Source organism: Nocardia gamkensis NBRC 108242 (assembly GCF_001612985.1).
In the GTDB taxonomy this organism is placed as follows: Bacteria; Actinomycetota; Actinomycetes; order Mycobacteriales; family Mycobacteriaceae; genus Nocardia; species Nocardia gamkensis.
Window position 1 is genome coordinate 19,234 of record NZ_BDBM01000068.1, and the last position, 22,998, is coordinate 42,231.

General features: G+C 68.2%; 20 protein-coding genes and 1 pseudogene. 7 read left to right on the forward strand and 14 right to left on the reverse strand.

Annotation, left to right across the window (positions count from 1 at the left end; translation table 11 throughout):
- Positions 1–81: 81 nt before the first annotated feature.
- The 3 genes from NG1_RS32030 (at position 82) to NG1_RS32040 (ending at position 2,406) form a co-directional block, all read left to right on the forward strand.
- Entirely contained in the window at positions 82–483 is a 402-nt protein-coding gene (locus NG1_RS32030) for a YciI family protein (RefSeq protein ID WP_174315502.1), read from the forward strand.
- A complete protein-coding gene (locus NG1_RS32035) occupies positions 480–1,745 on the forward strand; it encodes an RNA polymerase sigma factor (protein ID WP_062977172.1) in 1,266 nt (421 codons plus the stop codon). Before NG1_RS32030 ends, NG1_RS32035 begins: the two co-directional genes overlap by 4 nt.
- 184 nt (positions 1,746–1,929) lie before the next feature.
- Positions 1,930–2,406 carry an NUDIX hydrolase gene (locus NG1_RS32040; RefSeq protein ID WP_062977174.1) on the forward strand — a complete coding sequence of 159 codons (477 nt, stop codon included), beginning with the start codon at positions 1,930–1,932 and terminating at the stop codon, positions 2,404–2,406.
- A gap of 3 nt (positions 2,407–2,409) precedes the next feature.
- On the opposite strand, the gene NG1_RS32045 is transcribed toward NG1_RS32040, so the two are convergent.
- A complete protein-coding gene (locus tag NG1_RS32045) occupies positions 2,410–3,246 on the reverse strand; it encodes a phosphoribosylaminoimidazolesuccinocarboxamide synthase (protein ID WP_062977176.1) in 837 nt (278 codons plus the stop codon).
- A 219-nt stretch (positions 3,247–3,465) separates the two neighbouring features.
- On the opposite strand from NG1_RS32045, the gene pepN reads away from it, so the two are divergent.
- Positions 3,466–6,048: an aminopeptidase N gene (gene pepN, locus NG1_RS32050; protein WP_062977178.1), complete on the forward strand. Its 2,583-nt coding sequence runs from the start codon at positions 3,466–3,468 to the stop codon at positions 6,046–6,048.
- A gap of 52 nt (positions 6,049–6,100) precedes the next feature.
- On the opposite strand, the gene NG1_RS32055 is transcribed toward pepN, so the two are convergent.
- The 4 genes from NG1_RS32055 to NG1_RS32070 form a co-directional block, all read right to left on the reverse strand.
- Positions 6,101–6,565 (reverse strand): DUF5130 domain-containing protein, encoded by a 465-nt coding sequence (locus NG1_RS32055; RefSeq protein ID WP_062977180.1) that lies wholly within the window; start codon positions 6,563–6,565, stop codon positions 6,101–6,103.
- Positions 6,552–6,830, reverse strand: coding sequence for an aa3-type cytochrome oxidase subunit CtaJ (ctaJ, locus tag NG1_RS32060; RefSeq protein WP_062977182.1), 279 nt, complete (start codon positions 6,828–6,830; stop codon positions 6,552–6,554). The genes NG1_RS32055 and ctaJ overlap by 14 nt, the downstream gene beginning before the upstream one ends.
- Positions 6,831–6,933: 103 nt before the next feature.
- Positions 6,934–8,517 carry a glycoside hydrolase family 13 protein gene (locus NG1_RS32065; protein WP_062977183.1) on the reverse strand — a complete coding sequence of 528 codons (1,584 nt, stop codon included), beginning with the start codon at positions 8,515–8,517 and terminating at the stop codon, positions 6,934–6,936.
- Between the two features lie 237 nt (positions 8,518–8,754).
- Positions 8,755–9,159 carry a globin gene (locus NG1_RS32070; protein WP_062977185.1) on the reverse strand — a complete coding sequence of 135 codons (405 nt, stop codon included), beginning with the start codon at positions 9,157–9,159 and terminating at the stop codon, positions 8,755–8,757.
- 243 nt (positions 9,160–9,402) lie between these two features.
- On the opposite strand from NG1_RS32070, the gene NG1_RS32075 reads away from it, so the two are divergent.
- Positions 9,403–10,107 carry an HNH endonuclease gene (locus NG1_RS32075; RefSeq protein WP_174315501.1) on the forward strand — a complete coding sequence of 235 codons (705 nt, stop codon included), beginning with the start codon at positions 9,403–9,405 and terminating at the stop codon, positions 10,105–10,107.
- Positions 10,108–10,110: 3 nt separating this feature from the next.
- Here the strand turns inward: NG1_RS32075 and NG1_RS32080 are convergent, their stop codons facing one another.
- On the reverse strand, positions 10,111–10,677 hold the full coding sequence (locus NG1_RS32080) for a helix-turn-helix domain-containing protein (protein WP_062977186.1): 567 nt from the start codon (positions 10,675–10,677) through the stop codon (positions 10,111–10,113).
- 132 nt (positions 10,678–10,809) lie between these two features.
- Here NG1_RS32080 and NG1_RS32085 point away from each other — a divergent pair, with 132 nt between their 5' ends.
- Complete coding sequence (locus NG1_RS32085; RefSeq protein WP_062977188.1) at positions 10,810–11,505, forward strand: AzlC family ABC transporter permease; 696 nt, start codon at positions 10,810–10,812, stop codon at positions 11,503–11,505.
- Positions 11,505–11,813, forward strand: coding sequence for an AzlD domain-containing protein (locus tag NG1_RS32090; protein WP_062977190.1), 309 nt, complete (start codon positions 11,505–11,507; stop codon positions 11,811–11,813). The genes NG1_RS32085 and NG1_RS32090 overlap by 1 nt, the downstream gene beginning before the upstream one ends.
- A gap of 792 nt (positions 11,814–12,605) precedes the next feature.
- On the opposite strand, the gene NG1_RS32095 is transcribed toward NG1_RS32090, so the two are convergent.
- The 8 genes and pseudogenes from NG1_RS32095 to NG1_RS37645 all read right to left on the reverse strand — a co-directional run.
- Complete coding sequence (locus NG1_RS32095) at positions 12,606–13,274, reverse strand: DUF8185 domain-containing protein (protein ID WP_084499356.1); 669 nt, start codon at positions 13,272–13,274, stop codon at positions 12,606–12,608.
- A gap of 45 nt (positions 13,275–13,319) precedes the next feature.
- A complete protein-coding gene (locus tag NG1_RS32100; RefSeq protein ID WP_281032518.1) occupies positions 13,320–13,772 on the reverse strand; it encodes an acyl-CoA thioesterase in 453 nt (150 codons plus the stop codon).
- A gap of 8 nt (positions 13,773–13,780) precedes the next feature.
- A complete protein-coding gene (locus NG1_RS32105; protein WP_062977192.1) occupies positions 13,781–18,718 on the reverse strand; it encodes an NAD-glutamate dehydrogenase in 4,938 nt (1,645 codons plus the stop codon).
- Between the two features lie 192 nt (positions 18,719–18,910).
- Positions 18,911–19,033, reverse strand: a complete 123-nt coding sequence (locus NG1_RS38905; protein ID WP_281218377.1) for a hypothetical protein — start codon at positions 19,031–19,033, stop codon at positions 18,911–18,913.
- Positions 19,034–19,442: 409 nt separating this feature from the next.
- A complete protein-coding gene (ettA, locus tag NG1_RS32115) occupies positions 19,443–21,119 on the reverse strand; it encodes an energy-dependent translational throttle protein EttA (RefSeq protein WP_062977196.1) in 1,677 nt (558 codons plus the stop codon).
- A gap of 74 nt (positions 21,120–21,193) precedes the next feature.
- Positions 21,194–22,492, reverse strand: a complete 1,299-nt coding sequence (locus NG1_RS32120) for a tyrosine-type recombinase/integrase (protein ID WP_062977198.1) — start codon at positions 22,490–22,492, stop codon at positions 21,194–21,196.
- A gap of 12 nt (positions 22,493–22,504) precedes the next feature.
- Positions 22,505–22,693 carry a helix-turn-helix transcriptional regulator gene (locus NG1_RS32125; RefSeq protein ID WP_217275408.1) on the reverse strand — a complete coding sequence of 63 codons (189 nt, stop codon included), beginning with the start codon at positions 22,691–22,693 and terminating at the stop codon, positions 22,505–22,507.
- A gap of 12 nt (positions 22,694–22,705) precedes the next feature.
- Positions 22,706–22,998, reverse strand: a pseudogene (locus NG1_RS37645) (hypothetical protein); the annotation flags it as partial.

A 22,998-nucleotide genomic window follows, 5' to 3' on the forward strand; every position in this document is an offset into this window, starting at 1 on the left:
CCGCGCGCGGGCCTCCGACCTGCTTGCGAGCGCCACCGGGGCGCTCCACGCGGCCGGAGGCCGGAAAAGAGGACACGAATCGTGAAGTACATGCTGCTGAAGACCTACGGACCTACCGCGTACTGCGACACACCGATCAACGAATGGTCCCCGGAAGAAATCCAAGCGCACATAGACTTCCAGCGCGCGCTGGGTGCGCAGCTGGCCGAGGCGGGCGAGCTGGTGGACGCGCAGGGGTTGGCCGGGCCGGACGAGGCACGGATCGTCAATTCCGACGGCCGGTCGGCGCCGGTGGTCACCGACGGGCCTTTCCCGGAGACCAAGGAGTTCCTGGCCGGGTACTGGATCGTCGACGTGGACAGCCCCGAACGGGCCTACGAGATCGCCGCGCAGGCCTCCGCCGCACCCGGTCCGGGCGGTAAACCGATCGGCGAGTACATCGAAGTTCGCGCGGTGATGGGCGCCCCCGCCACCGAGCAATGAGCGACCGGCGTGCGGTGCCCGACGACACACCGCTCCCGGCGAGCACCGAGGACCTGCTGCGCGCACTGGCGCCGCAGGTCCTCGGAACGCTCCTCCGCCGCTTCGGCGACTTCGACACCGCCGAGGACGCGTTGCAGGAAGCGCTGCTGGCGGCCGCGACCCAGTGGCCGAAGGAGGGCCTGCCGGACAATCCACGGACCTGGCTGATCCAGGTCGCGCAGCGCCGCATGGCCGACGCCGTGCGCGCGGAGGTGGCCCGGCGGCGCAGGGAGACCACCGCCTTCGACCGCGAGGTGACCGACGCCGTCCCGGTGGACCACGACGACACGCTCACCATGCTGTTCCTGTGCTGCCATCCGGCGCTGACGCCCGCCGCCGCCATCGCGTTGACGCTGCGCGCGGTGGGCGGCCTGGCCACCGACCAGATCGCCCGCGCCTTCCTGCTACCCGAAGCGACGATGGCGCAGCGGATCACCCGGGCGAAGAAGAAACTGGCCACGGTCGAGCGGCCCTTCGCGCAGCCGGGTGACCAGCGGTGGCGGGAGCGGCTCGGCGCGGTCCTGCACGTGCTGTACCTGATCTTCAACGAAGGCCACACCAGCAGCTCGGGGCACACCTTGCAGCGGACGGACCTGTCCGACGAGGCGATCCGGCTCACCAGGGCGGTGCACCGGCTGCTGACCGACGACCCCGAGGTCACCGGCCTGCTCGCATTGATGCTGCTCACCGACGCCCGGCGCGCGGCACGCACCGGACCCCACGGCGAGCTCATCCCGCTGGCCGAGCAGGACCGCGCGCTGTGGAACCGGGCGCTGATCACCGAAGGAACGACTCTCGTCACCGGCACGCTCGCCGGCGGCCTGCGTGGCCCCTATCAGATCCAGGCGGCAATAGCGGTCCTGCACGCACAGGCCGCGCGCGCCGAGGACACCGAGTGGGCCAAGATCCTGGCGCTGTACGACCGGCTCGAACAGCTCTCGGACAATCCGATGGTGACGCTCAACCGGGCGGTGGCGACGGCGATGGTGGCGGGGCCGCGAGCCGGTCTCGCGCTGGCCGAGGCCCTCGACGACCGGCTGCCGGGGACCCACCGGCTCGACGCCGTACGCGGCCACCTGCACGAGATGGCCGGTGCGGTGGACGCGGCCATCGATTGCTACACCAAAGCCGCCGCCCGCACGACGAGCGTCCCCGAGCGCGACTACCTCACGATCCGCGCGGCACGGCTGCTCCAGGAAGCGCGGGCGAATCTCGCCGGGTGAGGCGGATGCCGAGGCTTCGCGCATCCACGGTCCGCATCGCGCAATCCGGGCGGCTCGATATGCGAGCGGTCGAAGCCTGGCGAGCGGCGACGACGGGGCGTTCGCCGCGCAACGCTGCTCCGGCGACGCGCCCGGCGGAACGGCCGAGGAGGCTCGACCGAGCACGACCGGGCAGACTACGCGTGTGGCAGGCAGACACAGTGCGGGAGTCCTTCTCTTCCGCCGGAACTCCGACGGCGCCGTCGAGGTGTTGCTCGGGCACATGGGTGGTCCGTTCTGGGCGCGAAAAGACCTGGGCGCATGGTCGATTCCGAAGGGCGAGTACGAACCGGAGACGGAGGACGCGCGAGCCGCGGCGAGCCGCGAGTTCACCGAGGAACTCGGACTTCCGGTCCCGGACGGTACGTGGCGGCCGCTGGGCGAGATGCGCTACAGCAGCGGTAAGAAGGTTCTCACCGCCTGGGCCGTCGAAGGCGATCTCGACCCCGCCGCCGTGGCGCCGGGAACCTTCGAACTGGAATGGCCGCCGCGCTCCGGCCGGTTCGCGCAGTTCCCGGAGATCGATCGCGCGGAATGGTTCGACACCGCCACCGCGCGCGACAAACTGGTGGCCGGCCAGCGGCCCTGTCTGGACCGGCTGGCCGAGCTGCTCACCGACTGAGCGTTACCGCGGCACGCCCGCCCAGGTCCGGCCGGTGATGAGTTCGTAGGCCTCGACATACTTCTCGCGCGTCGCCGCGACGACATCGGCCGGGATCTCCGGGCCGGGCGCCTCCTTGTTCCAGCCCGTGGAGGTGGACCAGTCGCGAACGAACTGCTTGTCGAACGAACGCTGCGCGCGGCCCGGCTCCCACTCGTCGGCGGGCCAGAAACGCGAGGAATCGGACGTGAGCACTTCGTCGCCGAGGGTGAGCACGTCACCGTCCCAGCCGAATTCGACCTTGGTGTCGGCGACGATGACACCGCGTTCGGCGGCGTGCGCGGCCCCTCGGGTGTAGAGGTGCAGGGTCAGCTCGCGCAGCCGCTCGGCGACCTCGCGCCCCTCCTGGTTCACCACGTCCGCGAAGGTGATCGGTTCGTCGTGTCCCTCGGACGCTTTGGTGGTCGGTGTGAAGATCGGCTCCGGCAGCTGGTCGCCCTCGCGCAGTCCGGGCGGCAGCGCGACCCCGGACACCGAGCCCGTCCGCCGGTATTCCACCAGCCCCGACCCGGTCAGGTAACCGCGCGCGATGCACTCCACCTGCACCATCTTCAACGGCTTGACCCGGATGCCGCGACCGGCGAACTCGGCGGGCATGTCGGTCGCGGAGACCACGTGGTTGGGCACGTCGGTGAAGTACTCGAACCACCAGTTCGACAGCTGCGTCAGCAGCGCGCCCTTGTCCGGGATCGGCGTCGGCAGCACCACGTCGTACACCGACACCCGGTCGGAGGCGACCAGCAGCAGCGTGTCGCCGTCCTCGTACAGGTCACGCACCTTCCCGGCGTGCACATGCTTCAACGTCGAGCCTCCGAATCCGTGGTGGTGAACCTGTGCTGTACCAGGCACAATACCGCCGCCCCCGAGCACGGCCGTCGCGCCGTCCGCGTCGCACCGCCGTCCCGGCGCGCAGGAGGGCCCGATCATCGAGGTTCGTCGGGAAAGTCCCGCGCGGCCCGCTACGCCGAGGTGGCATTGTGGGTGTCGCCCGTGCCAGTTCTTCGACTCCGAAGGAGCCTTATGTCCGCACCCAATCTCACTCGCGACCAAGCGATCGAACGCGCCGCGACAGTGTCGGTCGAGAACTACCGCGTCGAGCTGGACCTCACCGACGGCGCGGGCGAACCGGGCGAGCACACCTTCTTCTCCCGCAGCACCGTGACCTTCACCGCGACGCCGGGCGCGAGCACGTTCATCGACATCGTCGCGCGCGACGTGCGCTCGGCGGTACTCAACGGCACCGCGCTGGACGTCTCCGACTACGACGAGTCGACCGGGATCACGCTGACCGGCCTGGCCGAGCGCAACGAGCTGGTGGTTGAGGCCGACTGCGAGTACTCGCACACCGGCGAGGGCCTGCACCGGTTCGTCGATCCCGCCGACGAGGCCGTGTACCTGTACTCGCAGTTCGAAACCGCCGACGCCAAGCGCATGTTCGCCTGCTTCGACCAGCCGGACCTCAAAGCCACCTTCGACCTCGCCGTCACCGCGCCGGAGGACTGGCAGGTCATCTCCAACGCCGCCGTCGTGCAGACGCTCGCGCCGGAGCCGGGCAAGCACGTGTTCCGCACCACGCCGAAGATGAGCACCTACCTGGTCGCGCTCATCGCGGGCCCGTACGCGCAGTGGACCGACGTCTACACCGACGAGCACGGCAGCATCCCGCTGGGCATCTACTGCCGGGCCTCGCTGGCCGAGTACATGGACGCCGAGCGGCTGTTCACCGAGACCAAGCAGGGTTTCGGCTTCTACCACCGCAACTTCGGCGTGCCGTACGCGTTCGGCAAGTACGACCAGCTGTTCGTCCCCGAGTTCAACGCGGGCGCGATGGAGAACGCTGGCGCGGTGACCTTCCTCGAGGACTACGTCTTCCGGTCCAAGGTCACCCGGGCGTCCTACGAGCGCCGCGCCGAGACCGTGCTGCACGAGATGGCGCACATGTGGTTCGGCGACCTGGTCACCATGAAGTGGTGGGACGATCTGTGGCTGAACGAGTCGTTCGCCACCTTCGCGTCGGTGCTGTGCCAGTCCGAGGCCACCGAATACGCCAGCGCGTGGACCACGTTCGCGAACGTGGAGAAGTCCTGGGCCTACCGGCAGGACCAGCTGCCCTCCACCCACCCGATCGCCGCGGACATCCCCGATCTCGCCGCGGTCGAGGTGAACTTCGACGGCATCACCTACGCCAAGGGCGCCAGCGTCCTCAAGCAGCTCGTCGCCTATGTCGGCCTGGAGCCGTTCCTGGCCGGTCTGCGCGCCTACTTCGCCGATCACGCCTACGGCAACGCCACCTTCGACGACCTGCTGTCGGCGTTGGAGAAGTCGTCCGGTCGCGATCTGTCCACGTGGGGCGCGCAGTGGCTCAAGACCACCGGGCTGAACATCCTTCGCCCGGATTTCGAGGTGGACGCCGACGGGAAGTTCGGCTCCTTCGCGGTGGTGCAGGAAGGCGCGCAGCCCGGCGCCGGTGAGCGGCGCGTGCACCGCCTGGCCATCGGCGTGTACGACGAGCAGGACGGAAAGCTGGTGCGCACGAAGCGCGTCGAGCTCGACCTCGACGCCGCCGAACGGACCGAGGTGCCCGAGCTGGTCGGCGTGCCGCGCGGCACGTTCGTGCTGGTGAACGACGACGATCTCACCTACTGCTCGATCCGCCTCGATGCCGATTCGCTCGACGTGCTGGTCAACCGCATCGCCGACATCGCGGAGCCGCTGCCGCGCACGCTGGCTTGGTCGGCGGCCTGGGAGATGACCCGCCAGGCGGAGTTCCGCGCCCGCGATTTCGTGGCGCTGGTCGAGCGTGGCGTCGGCGCCGAGACCGAGATCGGAGTGGTGCAGCGGCTGCTGATGCAAGCCAACACCACGCTGAGCAGCTACGCCGATCCCGAATGGGCCGCGGCCACCGGCTGGCCGGAATACGCGAACCGACTGCTGGAGCTGGCACGCGAGGCCGAGCCGGGCTCCGACCACCAGCTGGCCTTCGTCAACGCGCTGACCGGAGCGAAGCTGTCGGCCTGGCACACCGAGGTGCTGCGCGAACTGCTCGACGGCGATCCGGCGAAGGTCGGGCTGCCCGGTCTGGTCGTCGACACCGATCTGCGCTGGCGGCTTCTCGCCGCGCTCGCGGCGGCGGGCGAGGTCGACGCCGACGGGCTGGACACGCCGGTCATCGACCAAGAGCTGTCCAACGACCCGACCGCGGCGGGCAAGCGGCAGGCGGCCGCCGCGGCGACGGCGCGTCCGATCGCCGAGGTGAAGGAGCAGGCGTGGGCGACGGTGATGGGCGACGACTCGGTGCCCAACGTCACCGCCCGCTCGATCGTCGGCGGCTTCGCGCCCGCCGGACAAGGTGAGCTGCTCACGTCCTACGTGGAGCGATATTTCGCCGAGGTGCCCGGCGTCTGGGAGCGCCGCTCCAGTGAAGTCGCCCAGACCGTGGTGGTAGGCCTCTACCCGCACTGGGCGATCAGCGAGGACGCGGTGGCCGTCGCCGACAAGTTCCTCGCGGGCGACCACCCGCCGGCGCTGCGCCGCCTGGTCAGCGAGGGCAAGGCGGGCATCGAACGCTCGCTGCGCGCCCGCGCCTTCGACGCCCAGCCGTAGACGAAACCGGCGCTCCACCCGAACGGGTGGAGCGCCGGACTACGACAGCAAACTACCTGCCGATGGCAGCGGCCATCACGCGCACCGCGGAGACCACGCCGTCGATCAGCTGACCCTGGCGGAACGAGCTCAGCGCGGCGGTGACGCCGAGCTGGCAGACGCGATCGTTCGCACGGTCGGCGACCTCCTTGCCCGATCGCACCTCGATCGCCTTCTCGTTGGGCGAGACGGCGATCAGCACCGAGTGCGTCGCCTCGGGCGTGCCGGGGAAGATCGCGTCCGCGGCCGCGGCCGGGTCCTCGCCCAGATCGCCGATGTAGACGTTGAAGCGCACCTTGGTCGCGCGGGTCGCCTCGGTCAGCACGTTGTCCATGGTGAGCCGCTCTTCATCGTTGAACGGCGCTTCCTTGAACACGTCGCCCGCCTCGTGCACGCCGGAGACGCGCCCGCTGGTGGTGATGGCGTATCCGTGCGGCAAATCGGCTTCGACCACCGCGGGCCACTTAGAACCTGCCACTTGCCCGTCCTCCGATCAGCTCCACCTCGGTGGACTCGATGGCCGCATGCTGTCCATGCGGCGTTTCCGGAAAGTGGTGACCCGAGCCGATCACCTCTTCAGTGGCACTCCACAGCACCGGCGGCTGGGTCCACTTCTGGCCGAGGGCGAAGTGGACCGGCTTCTCGCCAGGCAGCGGCTTACCGAGGAACGACAATCCGGCGATCACGCCGTAGATCACCAGCGGGATGCCGGCGAAGATCAGCACTGTCTCGAGAATGCTCACGGGTCAAAGGTAGACGATCCTCTGTAGTAGTTCTCCGTCCGGTGGCGCCGGAACGCCGTCCGAGTCGACGGCACCGGCGCCGAGCTGGGAGTTTCGCCGTGTCTCAGACCAACCAGGCCGCCGCGTTGGGCGGCAGCTGGCCGCCCTCGGCCGGCGCGCTGGCCAGCAGCACGTCTCCCGGCGGTAGCTGGATCGGCGCGTCCGAGGCATTGAGCACGCAGACCAGTCCGCCCGGTCGGCGGAACGCGAGACAGCCCGGCGGGCTGCCGTACCACTCGACCCGCTCCCCCGCGAACTCCGGACGCAGCGAGCGCAGCTCGATACCGAGGCGATACAGCGACAGGGTCGACCCCAACTCCTCGAGCTGAGCCTCCACGGTCAACGGCGCCCAGTCCGGCGGCATGGGCAGCCACGGCGTTCCGGTGGTGAACCCGTACGGCGGCGTGGCGCCCTCCCACGGCAGCGGCACCCGGCAGCCGTCACGGCCGCGCTGGGTGTGCCCGGAGCGCTCCCACACCGGATCCTGCAACACATCGTCCGGCAGGTCGTCGACGTTGGGCAGCCCCAGCTCGGAGCCGTTGTAGATGAACACCGCGCCGGGCAGCGCCAGTTCCAGCAGGATCATCGCCCGAGCGCGCGCGACGCCGAGCGCGCCGCCGCCGTACCGGGTGACCTCGCGCTCGATGTCGTGGTTGGACAGCGTCCAGGTGGGGACGGCGAAGACCGGGGCGACGGCGGCGAGCGAGTTGTCGATCGCGTCGCGCACCGCCTCGGCGTCGAACGACGATTCCGCGAGGCGGAAGTTGAACGCCAGGTGCAGTTCGTCGGGGCGTACGTACTCGCCGAAGCGGGTGTTGTCGTTCACCCACACTTCGCCGATGGTCACCGTGTCGGGGTATTCCTCGACCACCTTGCGGATCCGGCGGTGGATGTCGTGGACAGCGGGATTGTTGAACCGCGGGTCGCTGTCGTCGTGCGCCAGCAGGGCCGAGACGGACAACTGGGGCATATCGGGCAAACCTTCGGGCTTGGCCATGCCGTGCGCGACGTCGATCCGGAACCCGTCCACCCCCCGGTCGAGCCAGAACCGCAGCGTCTGCTCGAAATCGGCGGCGACCTCGGCATTCGACCAGTTCAGGTCCGGCTGTTCCCGGGCGAAGATGTGCAGGTACCACTGGCCGGGTGTGCCGTCGGGTTCGGTGATCCTCGTCCAGGCCGGGCCACCGAAGATGCTCGGCCAGTTGTTGGGCGGCTCGGCGCCGCCGGGCCCACGGCCGTCGCGGAAGATGTACCGGTCGCGCTCCGGGCTGCCGGGGGCCGCGGCCAGTGCCGCGCGGAACCACGGATGCCGGTCGCTGGTGTGGTTGGGCACCAGGTCCATGGTCACCCTGATCCGGCGGGCGTGCGCCTCGGCGATCAGCGCGTCCATCGCGGCGAGCCCGCCGAAGAGCTGATCGATGTCACGCGGGTCGGCAACGTCGTAGCCACCGTCGGCCATCGGCGAACGCATGACGGGGCAGATCCACAGCGCGTCGACCCCGAGCAGTTCGAGATAGCCCAGTTTGTCCCGGACTCCCCCGAGATCGCCGACCCCGTCTCCGCTCGAGTCCGCGAAAGATCTCGGATAAACCTGGTAGAACACGGCCGACCGCCACCACGACTGAGTGGTGGGATCCACCGGCGCCATTACGGCTGGTGCATCACTCACATCCGCAATAGTGCCAAAGTTTCGGCGCGAAAGCCTTCAGGCGAGATGAGCTTTCGAATCGCGGGCAAATGTTCAGCAGCGACCCGTACGGAGGCGAAAAACCCTGCTCTACACCGTCTCTCAGGCGCAATGCCTCCGCCACCCGTGTTCGCCAGCGAATCCGCCGTCACCACAACGCGGTAGAAAACACACCGCCGCCCCATGGCGAAGGCATTGTCAGAACGGGGCGTTCACCAAGGAGTTGGCCGCCATCTCCAAGTAGTCCAGCAGCGCCTTGCGATGCTCGTCATCCAGGGTTTCCGGCTCGATCTCGGCGACCGCGATGCGCATACACCGCAGCCATGCGTCCCGCTCGATGGGTCCGATGGTGAACGGCATGTGCCGCATGCGCAGGCGGGGGTGGCCGCGCTCGTCGGAGTAGGTGCGCGGACCGCCCCAGTACTGCTCGAGGAACATTCGCAAGCGCCGCTCCGCCGGGCCGAGATCCTCCTCCGGATACAGCGGGCGCAGCACCTCGTCGGCGGCCACCTCGCGATAGAACGTCGCGACGAGCCGCTGGAACGTCTCCGCCCCACCGACCGCCTCGTAGAACGACGTCGCCGTCTGCTCGCCCGAAGTCATAGACCCTCTCGATTCACCGGATGCGCCGCTGTCCATTGTGCCCGCGCGGGGGGACTGCCGCCGCACTGCCCTCGCGCTGCCGCTCGGCAACCGGAACATCGCGCTGAAATGGCACTTCAGCCACAGTTAACCGGACATTGTTGAAAATCACCGTGCAATGCCCGACATTCCATGGTCAACTGGGTGACAGTCTCTGCTTTGCAGATACCACATGATCCTGCCAATCATGAAATCGAGGTCGAGATGAAGCAGCGGCACAGCGCCCGATCACACGAGGCGCGAGCGCACCGACAACTCCAGCCCGCCGACGTCCACAATCGTGGGTCGGGGGCTACTCCGCTGCACATCGTGTCCGACCATCATCCGGGTGGACATCGTGGCCATCACGACCACGGCCCCCGCCCCACCGCCCCGCCCGCCGAAGGCACGAACTGGCTCAAGACCAGGGTGTTGCTGTTGAACGCCACCTACGAGCCACTCACCGCTCTGTCCGCGCGCCGCGCGATCGTCCTGCTCATCTGCGACAAGGCCGACGCCATTCATCACAGTGACGAAGGGCCGGTAGTCCACTCCGCCGAGACGGCGGTGGCCATCCCCTCCGTGATCCGCCTGCGCAGCTACGTCCACGTCCCGTACCGCGCCCGGGTGCCGATGACCCGCGCCGCCCTCATGCACCGCGATCGCTACCGCTGCGGTTACTGCGGCGGCAAGGCCGAGACCATCGATCACGTCATCCCGCGCAGCCGCGGCGGGGAACATTCCTGGGAGAACTGCGTCGCCAGCTGCGCGCCGTGCAACCACCGCAAAGCCGACAAGCTGCTCAGCGAGCTGGGCTGGACGCTGCGAGCCCCGCTGGTCTCGCCGAAGGGCCCGCACTGGCGCCTGCTGTCCACCACCGCCGAACTCGACCCCGTGTGGTTGCAGTATCTCGGCGAAGGCGCCGCCTGAGGGTCAGGTGTATTCCACCACCAGCGTCGCCCAGGTCGGCGAGGCCAGCGCCTCGAACACGTGCGGCCGGTCACCCGGGTACGCGATGTAATCGCCCGGGTGCAGTTCGACGGGCGCGTCGACCGGTCCGACGAGCGCGCGCCCCTCGGCGAGCAGTACATGTTCGACCACACCGGCGATGTGCGGATCCGATCGGCGCGCATGCCCCGGCTCCGCGGTGATCCGAAACAGATCGCGGCGGGAATTGGCCGGTCCGGCCGCCAGCAGGGTCGCCCGGTATTCGGATTGCTCGGCCGCGACGACCGGGCCCTCACCGGCACGAATCACGTGCACGCTCGGGCGCGGCGGGTCGAGCAATCGGGAGAACGGCATATCCAGGGTGACGCACAACGCCCACAGGGTTTCCAGGCTCGGATTCCCGGTGCCCGATTCCAACTGTGACAGCGTGGATTTCGCGATACCCGCCCGGCCGGCGACCTCGCTCAGCGACAACCCGGCCCGAGTGCGCTCGCGGCGCAGCGCGGCGGCGATCACCGCCTGGGGTGTTGTCGTCGCGTCCTGCTCGGTCATACCCGCTCCGTTTGTTCTGCGTCGTCCGTGGCGCTACGTCTTCGGTCTCGCTTCGCTCGAAACCTGTGGTCGTGCGAATAGCGACAGAAAACCATATTGACGGAACCGGGCGCCATGTTCACTATAAACAACATGCGTTCGATATGGCGAACACTCGATCGGGATGTGATGGCGGGCATCGGGGCGGTGTGTCTCGCCGTCGGCGTGATGGGGGTCTCCTACGGGGCGACCGCGGTCGCGTCGGGCCTGCCGATCTGGCTCCCGATCCTGCTCGGCTGCGTGGTGCTCGCCGGAAGCTCGGAATTCCTCTTCATCGGCATCGTCGCCGCCGGGGGCAGTCCGATCGCGGCGGTGCTGGCGGGTTTGCTGGTGAACGCCAGGCATGTGCCGTACGGACTGTCTGTCCCCGACGCGGTGGGCACGGGTTGGCGCAGGTCACTGGGCGTCCATCTGATGAACGACGAGTCGGTCGCCATGACCATCGCGCAGCCCGACGCGCGGCGCAGGCGGGCGGCCTACTGGCTCACGGGCGCGGGGGTACTGCTCGCCTGGCCCGGCGGCGCGGCCATCGGGGCGTTGATCGGATCGGTGGTTCCGGACACATCGGCGTTCGGGCTCGACGCGGTGTTTCCCGCAGTCCTGCTCGCGCTGGTGCTGCCGGCTCTGCGGGATCGCACCACCCTCGCCGCGGTGGGTGCGGGCACGGCGATCGCGCTGGCCTGCGCTCCGTTCCTGCCCACCGGACTGCCGGTCCTCCTCGCCCTCTGCGGGGTGCTGGTCGCGGCGCGGGGGAAGCCTGAGCCGTCGGCCGCACAGGGAGCCGCGTGATGCTGGCCGCCGGAATCATCGCCCTCGCCGCGGGCACCTACGCGTTTCGCTGGGCCGGGCCCGCGCTGCGCGAGCGGGTGCGCATTCCGGCGCGCGCGGTGCGCATGCTGGAAATCGGCGCCGTCGTGCTGCTGGCCGCGGTGGTGGCCGTGACCACCCTGCCGATCGGCACCGCGAGCCTCGGATTCGCCGTGCCCGCAGGCGTTCTCGTCGGCGGAGGGTTGGCCTGGTACCAACGCCCCATCTTGCTGGTCATGCTCGCCGCCGCCGCGACGGCGGCACTCCTTCGCTCGATCGGCGTCCCCTGACGGGCCCGAACACGCTTTCTGCCACCTTTTTTCGCGAAGGGCGGCGCCGTCCCCTCCTGCCGACGGCGCCGCCCATACCATCGATCGTTCCCGGGCGTCCACGTGCTACCGGGTCCGCCTCGCGCGCACGAATAACGCCGCGTACGGCACAGCTGAGCTCGATGCTGACCGTCCGGAACGAATTCGATTCTCGCGAAAGGCCGGTCCGGCGCACAACGATCCGTCGTCAGCGGATCATGCGCGCGACCGACGGCAGCACGACCGGCCGTCGGCACCAGCGGGCGCCCCACCCTCGAAGTGGGCCGACGGCGCCGCAATACCCCGCGCAGACAACTGTCGAACGCGCGCCCACTGGCCGCACACCGCCCACGGGGGCACCAGCGGGCGACCCACCTTCGAAGCGTGCCAACGGCGCCGCAACACCCCGCGCGGGCAACCGTCGATACGCGCGACCGCTGGCAGCACACCGCCCACCGGCACCAGCGGGCGATCCACCCCTCGAGGCGAGCCTACAGCGCCGCGAAACCGCCACATCGTGGAGCGAAAGTATTGCGAGGCAGCACAATCGGTGGTCCGGGAAGCATTTTCGGTCCCCGAGGACCGTCGCGCGTCGATAGCGACTCTCGCACCGCTCTCCCGCTGCTCCGGGCCGAGCGCATCGACGGGACGCGGCGTCTACGTGGAAGCAGCGAGCTGAAGGTGCACTCGACGACACGGACGTAGCATTCGAGCAGCGCAACGGTGTCCAGCCCGCGGCGGTTTCGGCGCGCGGCACGCTCAATGCGGCAGCACTCAATGCGGCAGCAGGGGAATCCCTCCGCCGAGCCGCCGAGCCACGGAGCCGTAGCGGGCGTCGAGCCGCAGCCATGTCCTGGTCGCCCGGACACGCACGATCTCGGCGGTCGGGATACGGCGGGCGTCGGCCTTCTCCCCCGAATGCGGGATGAAGTCCATGGCCGTGAGCGCGAAGACGACCCGCATCGGCACCTGCACGCGGGCGCCCGCGCCGGACACGGTCAGCACCGCCTGATCGAGCAACGAGGCGGGCGGGCCGTGGCCGCTGGAGTGTTCCTTCGCCAGCTGTGCACCCTGCTCGGCGAGTTCCACCAGGGTGCGCGCGGGCACGTCGTCGACGTGCGCGAAACCGTCCGTGGGCGGCAGCGCGCCGCGCCACGCGGAATCCATCGAGAATCCCAGGTCGATCGGACCGCCGCTCGCCGAACCGGCCAGCACGAGATCGGCGCCGACGGTCACGTCGTCGACACCGAGCTCGGCGACCACCGTGCGCATGGCCAGCGCCTCGAAACCCGTCGCCACCCAGGCCGCGACATACTTCTCCCCGCGGCGGCGCAAGCGCACCACCGCCGCCGGGTCCAGCCGCACGGCCCTGCTCAGAAACGTCGCGAGGTTCTCTCGCTCCGCCGGATCCGGCACACGCAGCACTCGTTGTTCCGCTATCACGGCAGCTCCGCCGTCAGCACTCGACGATCATCGACGCGCGGCCACTCACTCCATCCATTCGGACAGGTAATCACGCTCGGCGTCGGTGAGCCTGCGCAATCGCTGCGCCCGCATGTCGAACGCCGCGATCTGCGTGGACGCGACCACGGCCGCGGGCGAATCGGGCTGCGCGCCCGCCGCCCGCACCTCGTAGCCGATGGTGAAGTCGACCGCGCGCAACTGCTCGATCCACATGGCGATATCCAGCGGCGTGTCCTCGTGCCGCAGCTGGCCGCGGTAGCGGACCCGCAGGTCGGCGAGTACGCATCCCTCGCGCAGCGGGGCGGTCGGACGACCGTCCTCGAACAGCCACGGAATCCGCGCCTCCTCCAGCAACGTCACCATCCGGGCATGGTTGACGTGCTGGAACACGTCCATGTCCGACCACCTGACGTCCACCTTGGCGTGGAAACGCCTGGGCAGCACGAGGCTGCCCGCCGCTTTCCCAATTCCGCTCACCGAACTCGTCAACGTGGTACCTCCGATTGAGCGCCCACCCCGCTCACCATGCTCCGCACTTGCCGCGCTGCAACCGACAACGTGGCGAGATCGTGGGTTCCGGACTCGAACAATTCCGACAGCGCCGCCCTGGCTCGGCCGAGGCGGGACTGATTCTTCGACTCCCAGTATGCAATCTTCTCATCCGCCGTCTCCTCGGGGTCGCCTCCGGAGAGCACGTCGAGGGTGAGCGAGCGCAGCGACCCGTACATGTCGTCGCGCAGCGCGAGCCGCGCCAGCGCGTGCCAGCGGTCGCCGCGTTCGAGGTGGCTGACCGCCTGCAACAGCCAGTCGATCTTGAGGTGATCGTTGAGCGCGTAGTACAGCGAGCCGACCTCGTCGCCGTCCCGGTCGGTGATGTCGGCGATGTCCACGATGTCCAGCAGGGGGAACAGGTGGAGCAGGCCGAAGACCTCGGTGGCCAGATCGGTCGGCGCGCCGCGGGCGATCAGCTCGGCGGACCGGTCGGTGAGGGTCGAGACGTGGTGTCCGCGCAGCCATCCCGGCACCTTCGGGGCCAGTTCGCGCACGTCGGCGCGGTACCGGCTGATTTCCGAGCCCACCGCGATCGGCTGCGGCCGGTTGCTCAGCAGCCAGCGGGACGCCCGGTCCAGCGTGCGCTTCGTCTCCAGCTCGAGCAGGTCGCGCACCGACGTGGGCGCGTCGCACGCGCGGATTCGCGTCCACGTCTTGTGCAGGTCGAAGATCCCACTGGCGGCGGCGAAAGCGCGCACCGCGTCGGTGGTGGTGGCGCCGGCCTCCTCGTTCAACCGGTGCGCGTAGGTGATGCCGCCGTAGTCCACCATCTCGTTGGCGATCATGGTGGTGACGATCTCCCGGCGCAGCCGGTGCCGCTTGATCGCCGCCCCGAAGCGGTCGCGCAGCGGTGTCGGGAAATAATCCGGCAGCCGCATGGCGAAGTACTGGCTGTCGGGCAGGTCGGAATCGAGCAGATCGGCCTTGAGCGAGAGCTTCACGTGCGCCATCAGATTGGCCAGCTCCGGCGACGCCAGCCCGGAGCCTTCTTCCAGCCTGCGCTTCATCTCCTGATCCGAGGGCAGCGCCTCGAGTTCGCGATCCAGGCCGCGACGCTCTTCGAGATCCTCGATGAGCCGCATCTGCACGCTCAGCATCTGCGACGCCTCGGTGCGCGAGATACCCATGAGGAAGTTCTGCGCCACGTTGTCCCGCAGGACCATCTGCGCGACCTCGTCGGTCATCGAGGCCAGCAGCGGATTCCGGTCGTCCGGCGGCAGCTGACCGCCGGAGACGACGGCATCGAGCAGGATCTTGATGTTGACCTCGTGGTCGGAGCAGTCCACGCCCGCCGAGTTGTCCAAGGCGTCGGTGTTCATCTTGCCGCCGTTGCGGCAGAACTCGATGCGGCCCAGCGCCGTCGCACCGAGGTTGCCGCCCTCGCCGATCACCTTGACCCGCAACTTGTTCCCGTTGACGCGCACCGGGTCGTTGGACTTGTCGCCCACTTCGGCGTTGGTCTCGGTGCTCGCCTTGATGTAGGTGCCGATCCCGCCGTTCCACAGCAGATCGACCGGTGCGAGCAGGATGGCGCGGACCAGATCCGGCGGCGACAGCGAGACGACGTCATCGCCGAGGCCCAGCGCCGCCCTGGCCTGCGGGCTGATCGGCACGGCCTTCACGGTGCGGTCCCACACACCTCCGCCGGAACTGATCAGCGACGTGTCGTAATCCGCCCACGACGACCTGGGCAGCGCGAACATCCGCTGCCGCTCCCGGTAGGAACGCGCCGCGTCCGGATCGGGATCGAGGAAGATGTGCCGGTGGTCGAAGGCGGCCACCAGGCGGATGTGCTCGGACAACAGCATGCCGTTACCGAAGACGTCGCCGCTCATGTCCCCGATGCCGACCACGGTGAAGTCCTGGGTCTGCGTATCGATGTCCATCTCGCGGAAGTGCCGCTTCACGCTCTCCCACGCGCCCTTGGCGGTGATGCCCATCGCCTTGTGGTCATATCCCGCGGATCCACCGGAGGCGAACGCGTCGCCCAACCAGAAGCCGTAACTCTGGGCCACATCGTTGGCGATGTCGGAGAACGTCGCGGTGCCCTTGTCGGCCGCCACCACCAGGTAGGTGTCGTCACCATCGCGCCGCACGACTCGGGCGGGGGGCAGCACCTCCCCGCTCGCGCGGTCCACATTATCGGTGACATCCAGCAGGCCGGAGATGAACGTGCGATAGCAGGCCACGCCCTCGGAACCCAGCGCCTGCCGGTCCGCGACCGGATCGCCCGTCGCCGCCGGCGGTTGCTTCACCACGAAGCCGCCCTTCGCGCCGACCGGCACGATCACCGCGTTCTTCACCGCCTGCGCCTTGACCAGACCCAGGATCTCGGTACGGAAGTCCTCCAAGCGGTCCGACCACCGCAATCCGCCACGGGCCACCGGACCGAACCGAAGGTGCACGCCCTCCACCCGAGGCGAGTACACGAAGATCTCGAACTGCGGCTTCGGTCTGGGCAATTCGGCGATCTCCCGGGGTTCCACCTTCACCGAGACATAGTCGCGCGGCTTGCCCTCCGCGTCGGTCACGTAGTAATTGGTGCGCAGCGTCGCCTTGATCAGGCCGAGGATCGCGCGCAGGATGCGGTCCGCGTCCAGGCTGACCACCTCGTCGATCCGGCCGCGCACCTGCGTCTCCAGTTCCGCGGCGTGCTCGGCGGAGACGGTGTCGGGATCGAAGCGCGCCGCGAACAGGTCGACGAACAGGCGCGCGATATCCGGATAGGTGAGCAGCACACGGCAGATATTGGCCTGGCTGTACGGAAAACCCGCCTGCTGCAAATACTTCGCGTAGGTGCGCAGGATCGAGACGGCCCGCCACGGCAGCCGGGCGCGCAGTACGAGTTCGTTCAGGCCGTCCGCCTCCGCGCGGCCGTACCACATCGCCTCGAAGGCTTCCACGAACCGCTCCCGCAGCCCGCGCACCTCCGCCTCCAGCACGTCGGCGCGCTTGGAGGACTCCAGCAGTTCCGCGTCCAGATCCCGATCGAGCGAACTGCGCAGCAGTTCCGCGCGGGCGAGCAGGCCGAAGTCGTAGATCCACCGCTCACCGCCTTCAGTGCCGTCGGCGGCCTCCAGCTCGATCTGGTAGGGCCGCTCGTCGACCACCTCGACGCCGAGGCTCTGCAACAGCGGAAGCACCTGGCTCAATGAGATCCCGCTTCCACCGATGTAGAACGTGAAGCGCCATGAGCCCGGCGCCGAACCCGGCTTGCGGTACAGATATTGGTCGATACCGCCGTCGCGCAGCCGCTCCAGGCGCACGATGTCCCGCAGCGCGCGGGGCGCGGCGAAATCCTGCTTGTAGCCCTCGGGAAAGGCTTCCGCGTACTGCTGCACCACGGCGGGGTCGAGCACCGTCGACGTGCTCACCTCGTCGTTCAGGCGGTCGTCCCAGGTACGAGTCGCCTCGGCGAGCAGGTTCTGCAGACGCAGCCGGTTGGGCTCGGAAGTGTCGGCGACGGGCGGCGTCCGCCGCGGGGCACCGTGCTCGGCTTCCGGCATGCGCACCGTGAAATACACACGCGCCAAATCACTTTCGCCCACTCGCGCGGAGTAGTCGATGGATACCCCGCCCAGTTCGCGGACCAGGATTTCCTGCATCTCCAGCCGCGCCCTGGTGGTGTACCGGTCACGGGGCAGGTAGACCAGGCAGGCGACATAGCGGCCGTAGGTGTCCGCGCGCAGGAAAAGGCGCACCTGGCGGCGCAAGCCCACGCTCAGTACGGCGGTGGCGGTGCGGCGCAGCGTCTCGCCGTCGGCGGAGAACAGCTCGGTGCGGGGGAACGACTGGATGACCTCGAGCATCGCCTGACCGGAGAACGATTCCAGGTCGAATCCGCTCTCCTCGATCGCCGTGCGCACTCGGCGCTCGATCACCGGGATGTCCAGGACGTTCTCGTGTACGGCGGTGACCGTGAAGACGCCGATGAACAAGTGCTCGCCGACCACCGCTCCGTTCGCGTCGAAGTCGGCGACGCTGACGAAGTACGGGTACACCGCACGATGCACGGTAGCCGGAACCAGTCCCTGTGTAAGGGTCAGCAGCGGACGGTCGCCGCCGTTTACCGGCACGTGGAAGTCGGTGCCCACGTCCGGACGCAGTACGCCGAGGCAGGTGGCGGGCAGGACGGTGGTCATCTCCCTGCCCTGATCGGTGCTCAGCCGGTAGCGCGCGTATCCGAGGAGGGTGAAATTCCCCCCGGCCAGCCAGCGCAGCAGGTTGGCGGTGTCGGTCAGTTCGGCCGGTTCGAACGGCGCCGTCCCGGATCGCGCGGCCCGCTCCAGGTCGTCGGCCAGCTTGCTCTGCGCTTCCTTGATGGCCTCGGTGTCACCGATCACCTGACGCACGTCGTCCACCACATCCGGCATCGCGGATTCGACCTTGGCCAGCAGCGCCGCACTGGTCGACGGGTGCAATTGCACATGCATCCAGGATTCGCGCAGCCCGGCCGCGCCGGTGCCGTCCACCTCGTGCGCGGCGGCGTGCGTCAGCCGGCCCTGCTCGTCCCGCTCGACCTCGAAGATCGGGTGGATGATCTCGCTGACGCTCACGCCGATCCGGCTCAGCGACGAACTGATCGACTCGACCAGCAGCGGCATGTCGTCGGTGACGATCTGCACCGCCGCACCGATCCCGGAAGCGTCATCCGGGTGATAAACCCGGACCAGCGCACGACCCGGGCGACGGGTCACGGCCAACTCCAAATGCCTGCGGAAGATCTGGGTGATGCCGGTGATCGCACAGTCCACATCGCCCGCGTCGACGTGGCGGAAGTACGCTTCCTCGAGCGTCGCGAGTTCGCCGCGCAGTGACTGCGGCAAACCCGCGGCCCACGCCGCGCTGGACAATTCGGACGAGACGGTCATTTTTCGCCAACTCCCTCGGATATCGGTTCCGTAACAAAGTGACGCCGGTCCGAGAGTAACTGTGCGCCGAGGACGCGTGGGTGAATTCCCTTTCGACATGCAGGAGTTCACCGCGACCGCGCAGTTCGCCGCTCGTGTGCCGAGATCGCACGCGATGACCTCGGGCACAGCACAGAATCGGACCCGCGAACGTCAGGTGAGCGCTACAGGTCGTATCCGCGGCGGCAGCGGCGCCGCACCGGTACCTCGGGTCAGCTCGGCCACCGCGCCGGCGACCGAAGCCACCGATTGCTCGAACTGCGCCTGCGCATTCACATCTCCACACTAGCGAGCTACGCGCGGGTAGGTGTCACTCCTGTTTCCGCGTTCGGCCGCAGAGACTTTTCGCGCCGTCCCACCGAGAGCGTTCGTCGCCCGCTCCCGGCTCTACTATCCGGCCTCGCCGCCTCCCACGGCGCACCAGCAAACGCTGGGCAGCAGCAGAAACCGCCGCCCGACCTCCGCGCGTTCTCCGCGGTGGCAGCGGATCACGCACGACGAAATCGACTCGCCGCCATCCGGTCCGAGCGCCGCCCGCATCGAACGGTGGCGGACAGCCGTGGTCGGGCCACCGGATCGCCCGGCAAGAGGGACAGCGATCCCGCCCGAGGTTGCGCACAAATCTTTCGCCACTCCGGGCAGGGTGGGTGCGTCCTACGTCGTGCACCCACCCGCCGTGACGAAGTCAGCCGCGGGTCAGCTTGCGGTGCGTCACCCGATGCGGGCGGGCCGCGTCCGGGCCGAGCCGCTCGACCTTGTTGGCCTCGTAGGCTTCGAAGTTGCCCTCGAACCAGAACCACTTGGCCTCGTTGTCGGAGTCGCCCTCCCACGCGAGGATGTGGGTGCAGGTGCGGTCGAGGAACCAGCGGTCGTGCGAGATGACCACGGCACAGCCGGGGAACATCTCGAGCGCGTGCTCCAGCGAACCCAGGGTCTCCACGTCGAGGTCGTTGGTCGGCTCGTCCAGCAGGATCAGGTTGCCGCCCTGCTTGAGGGTCATCGCCAGATTCAGCCGGTTGCGCTCACCACCGGACAGGACGCCCGCCGGCTTCTGCTGGTCGGGGCCTTTGAAGCCGAACGCGCTCACATAGGCGCGCGACGGCATCTCCTGCTGGCCGACCTCGATGTAGTCCAGCCCGTCGGAGACCACCTGCCAGACCGTCTTCTTAGGGTCGATGCCCGCGCGGTTCTGGTCGACGTAGCTCAGCTTGACCGTATCGCCGACCTTCACCTCGCCGCTGTCGGGCTGCTCGAGCCCGACGATGGTCTTGAACAGCGTGGTCTTGCCGACGCCGTTCGGCCCGATCACGCCGACGATGCCGTTGCGCGGGAGGGTGAACGACAGGTCCTTGATCAGCTGGCGGTCGCCGAAGCCCTTGTCCAGGTGCTCGACCTCCACCACGACGTTGCCCAGACGGGGGCCCGCGGGGATCTGGATCTCCTCGAAGTCCAACTTCCGCATCTTCTCGGCCTCGGCCGCCATCTCCTCGTACCGGCCGAGACGCGCCTTGTTCTTGGCCTGCCGGGCCTTCGCGCCGGAACGCACCCAGGCGAGTTCTTCCTTGAGCCGCTTCTGCAGCTTCTGGTCCTTCTTGCCCTGCACCTCGAGCCGCTCGGCCTTCTTCTCCAGGTAGGTGGAGTAGTTGCCCTCGTAGGGGTAGGCGCGGCCGCGGTCCAGCTCGAGGATCCACTGGGCGACGTTGTCCAGGAAGTACCGGTCGTGGGTGACCGCGAGCACGGCGCCCTGGTACTGCGCCAGGTGCTGCTCGAGCCAGTTCACGCTCTCGGCGTCCAAGTGGTTGGTCGGCTCGTCCAGCAGCAGCAGGTCGGGCTTGCTCAGCAGCAGCTTGCACAGCGCCACCCGGCGGCGCTCACCACCGGAGAGGTTGGTGACCGGCTCGTCCGGCGGCGGGCAGCGCAGCGCGTCCATCGCCTGCTCGAGCTGGGAGTCCAGATCCCACGCGTCGGCGTGATCCAGATCCTCCTGGAGCTTGCCCATCTCCTCCATGAGCTCGTCGGAGTAGTCGGTGGCCATCAGCTCGGCGATCTCGTTGAAGCGATCCAGCTTCACCTTGATCTCGCCCATGCCCTCCTCGACGTTGCCGCGGACGGTCTTCTCCTCGTTGAGCGGCGGTTCCTGCTGCAGGATGCCGACGGTGGCGCCCGGGGCGAGGAAGGCGTCACCGTTGTTCGGCTGGTCCAGTCCGGCCATGATCTTCAGCACGCTGGATTTACCTGCGCCGTTCGGGCCGACGACGCCGATCTTGGCGCCGGGAAGGAAGTTCAAGGTGACATCGTCGAGCACGACTTTGTCGCCGTGCGCCTTGCGAACCTTCTTCATCTGGTAAATGAACTCAGCCATATACACAAGCCTATCGGTCTGGGGAATCATGATCGCCGCCCCACTGCCCCACCTTCGCAGCTCACGGCCTGCGTTCATTCAACCAGCACCAGAGCCGCAGGATTCCCCGCCCCGCCCGGATTCACGCCGACAACTGCCTCAGGCCGTGTGCAGGCCGTCTCAAGCTGAGCGCCAGGCCGTAGAGCCGCCCCGATCGCCACCCGAGCACGGTCGTAGCTCGACGGGATCAGGTGCGCGTAGTACTTCAACGTGATCGACGGATCGGCGTGCCCGAGGTAGTCCGCCAACTCCTTGACCGAGACACCATTGCCGAGCAGATCCGACGCGTACAGGTGGCGCAGTGCGTGCAGGCCGTCGATCCGCCGACGCCGTGTCAGCCCCGCTGTCCGGAACGCACCCGCCCACACCGTCGCGTTGAACAGTTCGCCGTACCAGGTCTTGCCGTCCTCGCGCGTCATCAGCAACCGCACCGTCTCCGGGCGCCCGCCAGGATGACGCCACGGCAAGGTGACCTCTACCGGCTCGAACTGCTCGGTGTACCGATCAATCTCGTCCAGTACCTCCACCGCCAGCGGAGCGACCCGAGTCTTATTGCCCTTGGGCAGCGAGAACACCGGGACGCCTTCTACCCGCCGAATCTGGCGTTGGATGTCGACCAAGCCGTCAGCACGCCGAATGTCATCCGGAGACAACCCCAGAATCTCCCCCTGGCGCATTCCGATACCACGCCCCAGCGGAACCACGATCTTGTTGCGATCGGGCAACGCCGCCCATATGGCACTCGTGCGCGCTTCGGTCCAGGGAATGAACTTGCGTTGCCCGACTTTCGGACGCGCGATCTCCTTCGACTTACAGGGGTTTTCACGAACCATGTGACGCGCGGTAGCCAGCTCCATGATCGAGGAGAGCTGGCCGAACAGCTGCGCCTGGTACGCCGGATCGAGACCGCGATCATCCAGCCATTTCAGCCAGTCCCGGACCGCCGTCACCGTCGCGGCATTGGCAACGGTGCGCTTGCCGAAGAACGGCAGGATCTGATTGTCCAACTGGCTCTGTTTTGTACCCCGGCTGGATCGATCCGCCGACGTACCTTCCAGCCAATCGACCGTGAGATCACGGAACAACCTGCGACCGGCGCGAGGATCGACGTAGCGTCCTTCCAGCATCGCAGAATCCACCGACACCCGGAACGCTTCGGCCTGACTCTTACGCTTGTCCGGAAAGGTCTTCGAATCCTCGGTACCGTCCGGCGCGATGAACCGGACTTTGTACCGATTACCCTTGCCATACAATTTGGTCTTGACCCGAATGACCTTGCCCGGATTCTCCGGATCAGGCACGTCGGTGAACCACCGGTCTTGCACATGCGACATGGCAGGCCCCGCCTATGCCGCGTCGTCCACGGGCAACTGGTCGAACCAGTCACGAACCGCAGCCGGGTACCAGCGCAGGTGTTTGCCCACCTTGCGCGCCGGAGGGCCGTAACCCTTCTTCCGCCACTCGCGCACTGAATCCGGCGGAACATTCAGGAACTCGGCTACGTCATCAATCGTCCAAAGCCGCTCGATATCCACGCCTCCCCCTCCCTACGCTGCTATCTGATCTATCGAATTCTGTTGTGCTGCAACGGTTTCACGTGGAACCGTGCCGTCACCTGGTGGTCCTTCGCTGTTCACGAGGCGGGCCATCGTGTATTGCGCATGCTGGCTGATGCGGGCCGAGACGCGTGCCATGACCAGATGCGAGCGCGGAGGCGCGTCCTGGTCGCCGGGGCGGACCGGGGTGATGCGTAGGTGCGAGGTGTCGGGCGGGATGATGCCGATCGCGGCGAGTTCGTTGCGTACGAACTCCAGGCGTTCGGCCTTGTGGTCGGGGATGG

What these genes read in the sequence shown, in the direction of transcription:
- NG1_RS32035 (WP_062977172.1), top strand. Translation starts at nt 480, where the DNA reads ATGAGCGACCGGCGTGCGGTGCCCGACGACACACCGCTCCCGGCGAGC.
- pepN (WP_062977178.1), top strand. Translation starts at nt 3,466, where the DNA reads ATGTCCGCACCCAATCTCACTCGCGACCAAGCGATCGAACGCGCCGCG.
- NG1_RS32065 (WP_062977183.1), bottom strand. Translation starts at nt 8,517, where the DNA reads ATGGCGCCGGTGGATCCCACCACTCAGTCGTGGTGGCGGTCGGCCGTG.
- NG1_RS32070 (WP_062977185.1), bottom strand. Translation starts at nt 9,159, where the DNA reads ATGACTTCGGGCGAGCAGACGGCGACGTCGTTCTACGAGGCGGTCGGT.
- NG1_RS32075 (WP_174315501.1), top strand. Translation starts at nt 9,403, where the DNA reads ATGAAGCAGCGGCACAGCGCCCGATCACACGAGGCGCGAGCGCACCGA.
- NG1_RS32080 (WP_062977186.1), bottom strand. Translation starts at nt 10,677, where the DNA reads ATGACCGAGCAGGACGCGACGACAACACCCCAGGCGGTGATCGCCGCC.
- NG1_RS32085 (WP_062977188.1), top strand. Translation starts at nt 10,810, where the DNA reads ATGCGTTCGATATGGCGAACACTCGATCGGGATGTGATGGCGGGCATC.
- NG1_RS32090 (WP_062977190.1), top strand. Translation starts at nt 11,505, where the DNA reads ATGCTGGCCGCCGGAATCATCGCCCTCGCCGCGGGCACCTACGCGTTT.
- NG1_RS32105 (WP_062977192.1), bottom strand. Translation starts at nt 18,718, where the DNA reads ATGACCGTCTCGTCCGAATTGTCCAGCGCGGCGTGGGCCGCGGGTTTG.
- ettA (WP_062977196.1), bottom strand. Translation starts at nt 21,119, where the DNA reads ATGGCTGAGTTCATTTACCAGATGAAGAAGGTTCGCAAGGCGCACGGC.
- NG1_RS32120 (WP_062977198.1), bottom strand. Translation starts at nt 22,492, where the DNA reads ATGTCGCATGTGCAAGACCGGTGGTTCACCGACGTGCCTGATCCGGAG.